Origin of the sequence: Paenibacillus sp. RS8, from assembly GCF_041956825.1 — a bacterium.
In the GTDB taxonomy this organism is placed as follows: Bacteria; Bacillota; Bacilli; order Paenibacillales; family Paenibacillaceae; genus Paenibacillus_AQ.
Genome location: NZ_CP168131.1, coordinates 5,496,522 through 5,509,766 on the forward strand (window position 1 = coordinate 5,496,522; position 13,245 = coordinate 5,509,766).

The 13,245-nt window shown below is 43.2% G+C and carries 8 protein-coding genes; 2 read left to right on the plus strand and 6 right to left on the minus strand.

Annotation, left to right across the window (positions count from 1 at the left end; translation table 11 throughout):
* Positions 1-257 precede the first annotated feature (257 nt).
* Complete coding sequence (locus tag ACDZ28_RS25970; RefSeq protein WP_339286876.1) at positions 258-1,013, plus strand: DeoR/GlpR family DNA-binding transcription regulator; 756 nt, start codon at positions 258-260, stop codon at positions 1,011-1,013.
* Positions 1,014-1,098: 85 nt separating this feature from the next.
* Here ACDZ28_RS25970 and ACDZ28_RS25975 read toward each other — a convergent pair whose 3' ends face one another.
* The 3 genes from ACDZ28_RS25975 to zwf all read right to left on the minus strand — a co-directional run bounded on the left by ACDZ28_RS25975 (position 1,099) and on the right by zwf (position 4,414).
* A complete protein-coding gene (locus ACDZ28_RS25975) occupies positions 1,099-1,743 on the minus strand; it encodes a class I SAM-dependent methyltransferase (protein ID WP_375103144.1) in 645 nt (214 codons plus the stop codon).
* A 169-nt stretch (positions 1,744-1,912) separates the two neighbouring features.
* Positions 1,913-2,806, minus strand: coding sequence for a phosphogluconate dehydrogenase (NAD(+)-dependent, decarboxylating) (gene gnd / locus ACDZ28_RS25980; protein ID WP_375103145.1), 894 nt, complete (start codon positions 2,804-2,806; stop codon positions 1,913-1,915).
* Between the two features lie 72 nt (positions 2,807-2,878).
* Positions 2,879-4,414 carry a glucose-6-phosphate dehydrogenase gene (gene zwf, locus ACDZ28_RS25985; protein WP_375103146.1) on the minus strand — a complete coding sequence of 512 codons (1,536 nt, stop codon included), beginning with the start codon at positions 4,412-4,414 and terminating at the stop codon, positions 2,879-2,881.
* A gap of 789 nt (positions 4,415-5,203) precedes the next feature.
* Between zwf and ACDZ28_RS25990 the strand changes: the two genes are divergently transcribed.
* Entirely contained in the window at positions 5,204-6,091 is an 888-nt protein-coding gene (locus ACDZ28_RS25990; RefSeq protein ID WP_375103147.1) for a fructose bisphosphate aldolase, read from the plus strand.
* A gap of 95 nt (positions 6,092-6,186) precedes the next feature.
* Here the strand turns inward: ACDZ28_RS25990 and ACDZ28_RS25995 are convergent, their stop codons facing one another.
* From ACDZ28_RS25995 to ACDZ28_RS26005, 3 genes are all read right to left on the minus strand, one after another.
* On the minus strand, positions 6,187-10,842 hold the full coding sequence (locus ACDZ28_RS25995; protein ID WP_375103148.1) for a cadherin-like beta sandwich domain-containing protein: 4,656 nt from the start codon (positions 10,840-10,842) through the stop codon (positions 6,187-6,189).
* 167 nt (positions 10,843-11,009) lie between these two features.
* A complete protein-coding gene (locus ACDZ28_RS26000) occupies positions 11,010-11,372 on the minus strand; it encodes a DUF1304 domain-containing protein (protein WP_042128487.1) in 363 nt (120 codons plus the stop codon).
* Between the two features lie 171 nt (positions 11,373-11,543).
* Entirely contained in the window at positions 11,544-13,136 is a 1,593-nt protein-coding gene (locus ACDZ28_RS26005; protein WP_375103149.1) for a glycoside hydrolase family 43 protein, read from the minus strand.
* Positions 13,137-13,245 lie beyond the last annotated feature (109 nt).

Here is a 13,245-nt window from a genome sequence, read left to right on the forward strand (position 1 = left end):
GCCCCTGAATCGTAACCCGGCCGGCTCTGGAATCTCCCTAACTCGACTACTCTTAAAGGATTTCTTTTCCTCTTTCATCGTATGCTCAGAAATCTTTGTTGTCAACAAATTAAATATTATTTATGTTGTTTTTGTTTGTTTTATATCTGTTTTGTGAATATTTTTGGCAAATACAGATATATATACGTTGTTTTTATTGCAAAACACAGATATTTAACGTTATGATTGTTAAATATAGCTTTGGAAAGGTGATTCCTATGCTTGCAGCCGAAAGACGTAAAAAAATAATCGATCTTGTCCATCAGGATAAACGAGTACTAGTCTCCGATCTAAGCAAAATGTTTGAGGTCACAGAAGAGACGATTCGCAGAGATTTAGAGAAGCTTGAAAAGGATGGCATTCTTAGTCGTACCTATGGCGGTGCCATGCTGAATCGTCATACGAATGAGGACTTACCTTTTGTGACACGTAATGCGCTGAATACAGATATTAAACGTGGGATTGCCCTGAAAGCGCTCGACTTAATCAATGATGGAGATACACTTATGGTAGATCCAAGCTCAACAGCTTTTGAATTTCTAAAATTACTCGGCAACAAAAATAATCTAACCATCATCACAAACTCCATTAATATTTTGCATGAGTTCTCGAATTCAGGGATGGATATTATCTCTACTGGCGGTTCACTTCGTTACCGTTCGTTATCACTGGTAGGACCGGTAGCCCATGACACCATTCAAAGATACAATGTGGATACTGCGGTGATCAGTTGCAAAGGAATAGATATGGAGCGAGGGATCACAGATTCCAACGAACCTGAGTGCGAGCTCAAGAAGTACATGCTACGGCAAGCCAATAAGGTCGTTCTCCTCGCGGATCACACCAAATTCGATAAGACGGCTTTTACAAAGCTGGTTGAGCTTGGCCATATTGATTTTTTGATCACGGATCGTAAGCCTTCTGAAGCTTGGCTGAAACGTCTGAACGAGGAAAATATTGAGGTTCTCTATTAACTGAGGGTAAGAACATACTTAGCCTAATTTAAAAATGCCGTTCCCTAGCTATCTATAGGTAACGGCATTTGTCGTATTCTCATCCTTATCTTTCTGTATAAACCTGGGAAACTGAAATCACATCTCTTGAAGAATTAGTATGATCAACCTGTTTTACTTGTGTAGAAGCCTTCTTTCTACAAATATATACAAGAGCCGGCGGGAAATTCAGCATCACCCATTTAGCACTCACAATTTCAAAATGCTGCATTAATTCCTTCTTCATTTGAGGGAAATATTCAAACGTGATAAACCACCCGTCCTCTTTTAAAGAGGATGTAATTTGTTCAATGTAAAGCGTCCGATCTGAGGCTGAGAAATTTCGAAAGGACAAACTGCTTACAATGCAGTCTAACTTTTCCAACCTGCTATTATGAAGCGCAAGCCTTAATCGCAAACAATCATTATGGAAAATTCGGTCAGGGTAATCAAGTCGTAGTTGTTGACGAAAATCCGTATCCTTTTCAAACAAAAGCACGTTCATCTCGATCTTTTCCCCGATTGGAATAAACCTAGTGATCGCTCCAGTACCCGCACCCAGCTCAGCTATATTACGCATCTGTTGCCATGGAATGGCGTTGAGCATCGTTTTTGCCAGCCAGCGCGAACTGGGAGTAACGCTTCCTAATTGTCGGGGCGCATGCAGAAATTTATACAGAAAATGAAGTCTCTCATGAATTCCGCTTCGCATGTTCATTCCCCCTTGTATCATTAAATTCCCCATCTAATTCTAAAATATGTTATTAACATTAAAGTCGTACTCGATCTATTCTCTCCATTTATTAATTTTCGCAAAACAAAAGCCCAAATCTCACCGCAAAATCAATTGCGAGAAAATTCGGGCTAATGATTAACATTAGTTACTTCGTTTCAACGGCATGTCCGCCAAATTCATTCCGAAGAGCAGCCACTACTTTACCAGTGAAGGTATCGGTCTCAAGCGAACGGTAGCGCATTAATAACGCCATCGCGATGACCGGTGTTGCTGCTTGCAGATCAAATGCAGTTTCGAGCGTCCATCTGCCTTCACCGGAGGAGTGCATAATCCCTTTGATTTCATCCAATTTAGCATCTTTCGAGAACGCACGTTCAACCAGTTCCATCAGCCAAGACCGGATGACGGAGCCATGATTCCATACCCGAGCAACTTCCTCAAAGTTGTAATCAAACTCACTCTTCTCCAGCACCTCAAAGCCTTCACCGATGGCAGCCATCATGCCGTATTCGATACCGTTATGCACCATTTTTAGGAAATGGCCGCTACCAGCCTTGCCGGCATATAAAAAGCCGCTTTCCACAGCCGTATCACGGAAAATGGGCTCCACAACCTCCCAAGCTTCTGGATCTCCGCCAACCATGTAACAAGCGCCGTTACGCGCTCCTTCCATCCCTCCGGATGTACCTGCATCCATAAAGCTGATTCCGTATTCCTTCAATTGCTCATATCGGCGAATAGACTCTTTATAATGCGAATTCCCCGCTTCAATGACAATATCCCCTTTAGATAACAAAGGTGTAATCTCAGCAATGACTGAATCCACAACCTGATGTGGAACCATGATCCAAATAATCCTAGGTGTTTCCAATTGTTGTACTAACTCAGGAAGCGTTACTGCCCCTTTAGCACCTTTAGCTTTCATTTCCTCCACAGCAGGTGCATTCAAATCAAATGCGACAACCTCATGTCCATGATCCAGCAAATTCTGGCCCAAATTGAAGCCCATTTTTCCTAATCCAACTAATCCTACTTTCATATAATTCCCCTCCGATATATAGATTCTTGTGATGTAAATTAGCTATTTTTCTCAAAAAAAACAGGCAGGGGCTTACGCCCCTGGCCGTATAGATTCCTGCGTTGCTGCAACTTCAGCCTGAGCTGTGAGTACTTCTGACTCCTCAGCTGCCTCATCGAACCACCAGCGATCTTCACCTAATAGTTCCATAGCCGCATCTGGACCATAAGAACCTGAAGCATATGTGTGAAGTGGCATAAGCCCCTCTTCCATTGCCTCTTGGATAGGTGTAACCCATTGCCAAGACAGTTCAACTTCTCTCCAGTGCGCAAAGAAGGTAGCATCTCCACGAAGCGCATCGAAGATTAGATTCTCGTAGGCTTCCGGAACATCAGAGGTACCCGCTTCATAAGTAGCGCGGACAGGCTCAAGCTTTCCTTTTTGCAGCTGATCTTTGGTGTTAAGTTGTAGCGTAATGGCTTCATTCGGTCCAATCTCGATAATCAGCAAATTCGGTACGTCATTTCCTTTATTCAAGTTATTACTATCATTAAACGGTTCTTTAAACTCAATAACAATTCGTGTGGATTTCTCCTTCATTCTCTTCCCAGTACGAACGTAGAAGGGTACATCATTCCAGAGCGGATCATCTATAAATAGACGCGCTGCGATAAACGTTTCATTTTGCGAGGATTGATTAATTCCCGGCTCATTCAAATAACCTGCCACAGCATTCCCTTTAATTTCACCCTCTGTATATTGTCCACGGACAACATGTTTATTAACCTCATCTTTGCTAATTGGAATGAGATGCTCCATGACGTAAATTTTCTTCCCGCGGATTTCTTCAGGTGTACTGCCCTTAGGAAGCTGCATCGCCATCATCATCATCAACTGCAGCATATGATTCTGGAACATATCACGAAGTGCGCCAGCTTTATCATAATAGCCTGCCCGTTCTTCAACACCGACAGTCTCACTCGCCGTAATTTGAACATTCGCAATATATCTATTTTTCCACAGCGCTCTTAGCACTGGATTAGAATACTTCAGGACTTCCAAGTTCTGAACCATCGGTTTACCCAGGAAGTGGTCAATCCGGAAGATTTCTTCTTCAGTAAATACAGCATTCAAGCTATCATTCAGCTCTCTAGCTGATTTCAAATCTGTACCAAAAGGCTTCTCAATGATCAGACGTTTCCAGCCTTTCGTAGAACCCAGACCACTTGAGTGAATATTAGCTGCGATTTCCTTGAAAAACTCAGGACCCACTGACAAATAGAACATTCGGTTCTCCGGAATATTGAACAGCTGCTCACGACGTTGTACATGCTCCAGCAGCTTCAAGTAATCTTCTGTATTCCCTACATCTAGAACGCTATATTCAAAAGCCTCCAAGAACACCTGCAATTGCGGTGAATCAACCGCTGGTTGTCTAGAAAACGTCTGTAAGGATTGCAGTACTTGCTTACGGAAGGCTTCGTTTGAAACTTCTCTTCTTCCTAATCCAATCACGTAAAGAGGACCTGAAATTTGACCATCTAAAAAGAGGTTATATAGTGCAGGATAGATTTTACGTTTTGCCAAATCTCCTGTAGCGCCGAATAGCACAAATGTTGATGATTCCACTTTCATTCCTCCTGTTGTTATATATTATTTATATACTTACTTTTAATTACTAACATACTCAGTAGAATCAATCATACGACTGATATTTTCATACGTCAACCTCATTTTGACATTTACGAAAAGTTATTATTTTCACAAAGCTAAGAAATGGTAATTATGATTTATGTCACAAAGAAAATCTTATTGGATTATTCGTATTAAATTACTCGGGTATTCTCATTCATTAAAGGAAAATCTTAAGCCCAACGCGGCTTTAGCGAATCTGAACTCACGCTTTACAATTTCAAAAACCATCACCACAGCCGCTTTGTAACAAGAATAAAATTTCCAGTCGCTACATTTACTCAATCTCCCTCGTATTTCCAAACTAACTTAAAGTATTTAATCATTTTGGGATGAATGACATCGTGAAAGGGAATTGCTATTTGTTCTCGATTTTGGGAAATGAGCATAAAAAGAGAACGTTTCGAGGAACATTATCAGAGAATGCTTCGAAGAGACTAGTGGATTAATGCAGATCGAAGTTTACCACGTTGGCGTCATCACAATTTCGAGTATCTGCCACTTTGTAAGCACTTTGAATGATCTTGGCGTAACATTATATTCCCGCATAGCCAAGCCGAGATTGGATCGGACTCAGATGACCTAATTTCAATGATTGAGTCCAGCTCATGTTAGAAGGTAACCACACTGGTTCACTCGCCTCTTGTTTAGGGCCAGTATATTAGGTGTTATAATTAAAGAGCATATGAATATCCATTCAGTTCACGAAAGGAAGGAGATTTTTTCATGAATATGAAGCAATGGGATCGGATTCGGACGGGACAGGGTTTTATAGCGGCCTTGGACCAAAGTGGTGGTAGCACACCAAAAGCGCTGCTGCAATACGGTGTTACAGAAGACAGTTACTCCAATGAAGATCAAATGTACGAATTGGTTCACGAGATGAGAACGCGCATTATCAAGAGCCCTGCATTTGATTCAAAGTATATACTGGGTGCCATCTTATTTGAGAACACTATGGATCGTCTCATTGACGGGAAATATACTGCTGATTATCTCTGGGAGGAAAAAGGCATTGTACCCTTTCTAAAAATCGATAAAGGACTCGCCGATCCAGAAGACGGGGTACAGCTCATGAAGCCAATTCCTGGCTTAAGTGACCTTTTACAGCGGGCCAACGAACGTAATATTTTCGGGACGAAAATGCGCTCGGTGATCAAAGAGGCGAATCCTTCCGGCATCAAAAAAGTGGTTGAGCAACAGTTTGAAGTCGGTAAGCAAATTTTAGAAGCGGGGCTGGTTCCGATTATCGAACCGGAGGTCGATATCCACACCGCTGATAAAACAGCTTCGGAAAAGCTGTTAAAAGCAGAACTTTCAGCTCAATTGTCTAAGCTGGGCAAAGATGTGAAGGTCATGTTGAAGCTCTCCATACCCACAGAAAATAACTTCTACCGCGAATTAATGGAGGACCCTCACGTTCTGAGAATTGTCGCATTGTCCGGCGGATACACACAGGCTGAGGCCAACGATAAGCTCGCCCACAATCAAGGATTAATCGCCAGCTTCTCGCGTGCTTTATCACAAGGACTAAGTGCCGGGCAGTCAAACGATGAGTTTAACGCGCTCCTATCTAAATCTGTAGAAGCAATTTATGCAGCCTCTATTCAATAAGCTGCTCTTCTCTTCGTGAAGACTCAAGACATAAATAAAGGCTGTTTCCTTACAGGTGAATACCTGCAGGGAAACAGCCTTTTTCTAATCTGAATTCACTTTTTTAAAGCTAGTGCTCTCAGAATGATGGTTGCGGCTTCAGCACGAGTAGTACTGCCTTGCGGTTTCAATGTACCATCTGTATAACCCTCGAGAAGTCCCTCGGCAATAGCTGCACCTAGCGCAGGTCGAGCCCAGGTGGAGACCTTTGCACTATCTGAGAAGTTCATACTCATATCTGTTTCTACGAGCTGCGCTGAGCGAACGACTATTGTCGCAACCTGTTCACGAGTTACGATCTCATCTGGTTCGAAGTTGCCATTGTTGTAGCCATTAATAACGCCCAGTGCTGCCGCTATTGCAATGGCTTCATTAGCCCAATGCGTCTTCGTGTCGCCAAACACTTTACCAACATCGGCCTGAAGCCCGAAGGCTTTGACAATTATCGATACGAATTCGGCTCTTGTAATCTTGCTATCCGGTTTAAATGTATTGTCCGGGTAGCCATTGATCGACCCTAGTTTAACCAGGTCTCTGATGCTTATTTCAGCCCAATGTCCTTTGATATCTACGAAATTCACATCCGGTGAAGGGGTCGGAGCCACTGTTTTTTCAGAGACCAGAACGGCAAATTTCGTGAAATGAGTTACTGTTCCCGATACCGTTCCACTTTCTTGATCCACTTGCAGATTGTCCAGCTGAACCCATTTTTTCGTTTGCTCGTTCAACCAGTACAAACCTACAATGGATTTGTTAAAGTCCACTTTTGTCTTGTCAAAAGGCAGTGTGATCGTAATCGCTTTAGCAAAATCCCCTTCCTTGTTCTTGATGATCTCATAAATATCACCCAGCAATTTCAAGTCAGATCCGGAGAATAGGTTAGCGGTGTCTTCTAGTTTAGTTACAGTTATCGTAATCCCGTTATCCATAGCTCCAGCGGGAACATTAATTTTGACTCCGTTCAAAGTTAGTACACCACCGTTTGCCGGAACTGTTCCGCTATTGACCGAAGGATTAACCTGATTCGACCCTCCTGTGGAAGTCGATGGATTAGAGGGCTCCGTTGGTTGCGTTGTAGCAGCTTCAGCTCTGGTCACAATCACAGTGTACGTATTGCTGATACCGTCTGATGAGGTCACTACAATCGGAATGACATTGCTGCCAACATTCAAACTAATCGTCCCGCTTGTTTGCCCATTGACTGCCGGAGTACCGTTTACAGTGAAGGAAGCAGAGCTGTCATATACACTTGCTGATACTGTAATGCTTGACACTTCATTATCCACTTTAGAAGTATAGTCGGTTACCTCAGGGTTAAAAGCCGGGTTCAGTGTGCCGTTAGACAATGTCAGCGCGCTTAAATCCTGGTCATGATTAGCTGCTTCCTCAGCACCTCTGATAACGTCAACTGTATAAGTTTTACTGGTACCATCGACCGCAGTTACCACAACTGGAATTTTGTTACTACCAACCTTCAGATTGATCATGTCGCTTGGTTGGCTGCTGATGGACTGATTACCCTTCACCGTAAGTGTGGCCGAGCTGTCATATACACTTGCTGTTACTGTAATGCTTGCTATTTCATTGTCCACATGCGTAGAATACTCGGTGATTTCCGACCCAAAGGCAGGGCTCAGCGTGCCGCTAGACAATGTCAATGCACTCAAATCTGTACTGCCGCTCGCTTCTTCTGCGGCAGATCTTGTCACGATCACGGTATAGGTCTTGGTAGAGCCGTCTCGTGCCGTCACCGCAAACGGTATTTCATTTGCTCCAACTGACAGCTCAAAGGATATTCCGGTTCCGTTGGCATAGGATTGTCCTTGAGCAGTTAACTCCGCTTTAGCATCGGTAGCCTTCGCCGTAAGCTCAATAGACTCGACGGAGTGATCTACCGTAACAGTATATTCGGTGATTCCAGCAGCGAATGACGGTGATAAAGTACCTGTCTGAACAGTCAAGTCATCCAGCGTCGAAACATCAATCAGCTTGCCTGCTAGCATATCACTTTGGACTAGTGCAAAGTCTGCTACCACCTGATGTGAATAATCCTCGGCAGCATTCAGAATAAAGTTCTTAAGATCGCTCCATACTGGAAGTACATTCGTCACAAAACGCTCTTCAAATTTGTAGTTCAACTCGTCGGATACCTTGTCCAAACGAGAATCCGTATAAGCATAAGCTTTTGCCGCATCAATCAAATATTGTTCCAGTTCATCTTTGTTCTTGAATGGTTTATCCGTGTAATCTCCCTTAAATGGCGATACCTCCCGGATCAGATAAGAACGGCTGGAAGCTTCCAGTACACCCAGATAAACATCAGGATCTACCGCAGTTTTAATATACGCATCTTTGGAGAGGTAGGCATCACGTGTCTGCTCTTTCACATCAAGCAAAATATCGTCCGTGTTCGCCCCGCTCCCACCTTCAATCAGCACGTTATAGCGCTCGACTCCGATGCTGCCAATCCCCTGATGGATGCGGCGCACGATATCCTTGATGGTAAAATAAGCATCAAATTGCTCGTCGGTTAAGTTCGGGAAATCCCCTCTGACTTGAGCCTTGTAATTTTCCCAATCTGTGTGCAAGGATGTTGTTTCTGCTTCAGTCGCGAGTTCAAACTTATCCGAATTTCCGGCTATGTTGAGTTTTCCATTCAATGCACGTTTACTGAGCAATTTTTGCAAAGCCTCAGCGTAAGATACCTTTGAAGCACTGTCCATAACTGTTTTAGTATAGGCTGTAACGTTACTTTTGGTTAGCTTGGTAATTTTCTTACTGTTGTCATTATTAATTTCTGTTAACGTGTCTTTGTATGTCTCCAGGAATTTTGCAGATACCTCTCGAAAATCGGCGTCCTGTAGATTAGCAATGCCTGAACTGTCTTTATCATACTTCACGACATAAATGCTCGTTACAAAACGAATCAGATCATCATAAAAACTGCCAATTCCCGCAGAGTCCACATCATTCAGACTAAATACCATCGTTTCCGTGCTGTCATTGAAGGTTCCCACATTCTGAATATGGGCATCACCTTGCGTGTAGGTTAGAATATCCTTATCTTTCCACCCCGCGATAATCGAGTCTGGAGAGGGAATGAGATGATTCGCCTGATCGGACTTGAACAATGAATTCGTACCACGTAAAAAGGTGTACGCATTAGCTCCCATTGCATTGCTTCCGTATTTATATTCCTTGGTGACAGGATCATTAAACCCGGTATTGTCCGCTATTATTCTTTGCTCAACCACTTGCTTCCGAGCTTCGTCAGAAAGAACAGGCTGACTATAGCGCAGTATAGAAATTCCTATAGCGTCAGATTCTACCCAACCGCTATCCTGCACAGCTTGCGGCTTCAAAGTCACATTAAGCGGCACTGTATCCATAACAGCTGATGCTGCTGTACCGGAAATGGAAATAGTGATCGTATTACTACTGCTTTGTCCTTCAGCCGTAATCTTCCAATCTCCAGCAGGAAGGCCAACCACGCTATAAGCATTTGCACTTAGGGTGCCATCAACCGCAGTCCCGGCGTTAAGTTTCAACCGTAGAAGTGCGTTCATATCCTTTGCACTGCTCATAGGGATCGTGGAGGAATCTGGAGCAGCTACGATTTTATTGGAAGGTGTAAACTTAGCCAATGTCACTGTATTTGTCTTTTGATAAACGGTCACAGGTTCAGTTGGCTTGTTGCCCTGATTCCAGGCTCCAGGAAGAATATTAAACGTTAGATTGGCATCAGACTCTACATTGCCAGAGCCATCTCCAGATATCGTAATTGTGATTTGTTCACCACTAGCGGCTGCCGAGGCAGAAAAGCCTGCTGGAAGACCGATTACGTTGAAATCCGCTGAAGCCCATGCTCCTTGTTTTAGAACAGCGTTGAAGGCTTTCAGAATAATAGTATTATGATCTGAATCCACGGCAGAGCTGGACTTCATCTGTACCGTCTGATTATTTTCTAAAAAGGCATACGCCGCTGGGCTGCTGGAATTACGAGCCTTTGCACCTTTGACTTTTTCAAAATCCTTTCCGTTATTCTTTGTATCCCAGTTATTCCCGCTATTCGGGAAGGACGCCGAGGTCAGGTTGGACGTAGGCTCCAATGGATCGAACACCAAGCGCTGCATCGTATTTTGCTTGCCAGCCTGCGGTGCTGGACTTCCCCAAAAAGCATCCACCGCATCGTACCCAACAAAATCCACTACATTATCCTTTAGCGAATCTTTCATCGGGTCGTTGTCGGTCAATTTTTGGTTCGTATTCAGTAGAGCCAGTTTACCGCTGTTATTCCCTAGTTTAAAAGATCCCTCAACGGCATCTGCTTGTGGCAATTGTGCTCCGACATTTCCGTTGCTGCCCAGCGCGACCAAATAATAACCGTAAGCAGGAATCTGTGCTGTCGGTGCACCTAAATTTGCTATCTTCCAGTTGTTTTTTTGGTTATCAGCGAATTGTAAAGACCAGCCGTTTAATGAAATAGGCTTCGACGTAGGATTAAATAATTCAACAAAATCGCTAGAGTACACGTCGAGAACATCGTCTTTTTTCCCTCCATAAAAATGGCTAATTACTATGTTCTCCGCCAGATTATCGGTATTCGTCGAATCTGCCGCTGCATAGCCTGTCCCCGCTAAAACCCACAAGGATTGCACAAACATTGCTGACACAAGGGCGACTGAGATCCAGCGCTGAACTATTTTTTTCAAATTGATTGACCCCTCTCCCATTTCAAAATTCAGATAATTATATCAACTGAATGTCATAGGAAAGTAAATTGAACTGCATGATTAGGTCATTTTATCTCACACAAAAAGGGCTTCACCACGCAAACACGCGAGGTAAAAGCCCTAAATTCACTAGCTTTTTGGTTATCTTAAATCGAAACTACTAGGATTAAAGCGATGAAAGCTGGGAGTCCTTGCATGAATAAAATAGATTTTTTTACCGTCAGGGCACCATAAATCGCTGCCACTATCACAGTGCACAGGAAGAAGATATCAATTTGGTAGCCGAAATTCACATTCGGATGAACCAGTCCCCAAATTAAGCCAGCAGCTAAAAATCCATTATACAACCCTTGATTCGCTGCTAGAGTTTTAGAAGCATCTGCAACTTCTTGCGTCATTCCAAAGACTCGAAGCCCTTTGGGCTTTGACCAAGCGAACATTTCCAGATATACAATGTAGATATGTATTAACGCAACAACACCTACCATGATATTAGCTATCCATTCCATGAAGTTAACCACCTTTTTTGTTTGTGTACAATTTAATTGTACCACTTTTATATTGGTAGGTGCAAAAAAGAATAGCAATAGTCCTAAAATAAGTAATAAGTGCAATTCGATGTTTATTGTCACTTATAGTTGCCGTTCGTCCGGGAAGTATACGCCTTTCCCCCTCGAATGTTATGGTTTTACTAGAGCTTTATATTCGAAAAAGTCAAAATAAGCCCGCTTCGCTTGCTGATCCAGATCTTGCGCGCACAATCCAACAAAGGAACCTGTAAATCCGAGTTTGCCACCGTACTCATCAGAAAGTGTCCCGAAATCTAAAGGAGTACAGACCGCCGTCCAACCTACTCCATCTGGTGAAGCGTAAAATATAAACTCACGTTCATGAATTTCAACCTTCAAATAATATCTCTCCCAATTCTCCACAGAAAGCTGCATCGAAGAAATCTCATCATAATTACCACCTTTACACAGTACAACACCCAAGCTAGTTCCGCGAATCTCATCAGCCGTCACACGCAAATAATAGTAGTCACTGTCATCGTAATAGAGGACCAATCCAGCCATTTGCATGAAGCTATCGGGTTTGAATTCTAGACAGGTTGTCGCCGTGCATTCAAAATGCTGAATCGGCCGGGCAATTAAACTCTGATCATGTAGTGAAGCTAAGGATTCTCTACCGCGCAAGCAAAGAAAACCCGGACGTTCCTTCAAGCTAACCCAAGATTCATCAAAAGGGACACGCAAACTTTGATACGGGAACCCTAGCATCTCTCCATCAAAATCATCCTTTTCCGGCAGTTCTTCAAAAATACATATAGGTAATTCCGGAGCCTCCGTTTCCAATGCAGGCAGCTTCCCGTCATGGGCCAAACGCAGCCAGCCGTTCTCCGTCCATTCACAGCGCTGGATCGCTGTTTCCCGCCCGAGCGGATTCATTGTTGCCGTCCCGGGGATGGGACGTGTGCATAAATGCGCCATATACCATTCGCCACTCTGTGTCTCCACAAGCGATCCATGTCCCGCCTGCTGGAACGGATAGTTCAAATCATGTGCAGTCGTCATTATCGGGTAATCAGGATCGGTCTCATAAGGTCCTGTTATACTATGGCTTCTCGCCATTGTAACCATATGATTGATACCAGTGCCGCCTTCTGCTGTCAGCAGATAATAATATCCATCCTTTTGGTACAGCTGCGGACCTTCTGTGACTCCGATAGGGGTACCTTTATAAATTTCGTGAATAGATCCAGTCAACTTACCGGATTCTTGATCATATTCCTGCATAATGATGCCTGAGAAATTACTGTGATTCTTTCGGAAATCCCAGCGCATGTTTAGCAGCCATTTCGTGCCGTTCTTATCATGGAATAAAAATGGATCAAACCCGCTCCCGTTTAATCTAACGGGTTGGCTCCACGGTCCTCTAATATCTGTTGCCATAATCAAATAGTTGTGTAAATCCTTATATACACTTTTACGAGATTTCACATCTGTATAGAGTAAATAGAATACGCCTTGATCATAAGAAAGTGCCGGTGCCCAAATAGAGCCTGAGCTCACATTTCCGCGAAGATCGACTTGAGAGGCTTCTGTCAGTACTCGTGAAATAGAATGCCAATGTATGAGGTCTTTGGAATGATGGATTACCACACCAGGAAACCACTCAAAGGTAGATGTAGCAATATAATAATCATCCCCTACTCTTATAAAAGACGGATCAGGATGGAATCCCGTCAACACCGGATTTACAATCATTTGATTCATAAGACAGACCTCCACAAGCAAATTTTCGTAGTTTAACGAGTTTATTGTATCGCTTTCATTTCGATTAAAGTTATAATGTGATATAAAGAAATGTTTGTATTTTGTCATC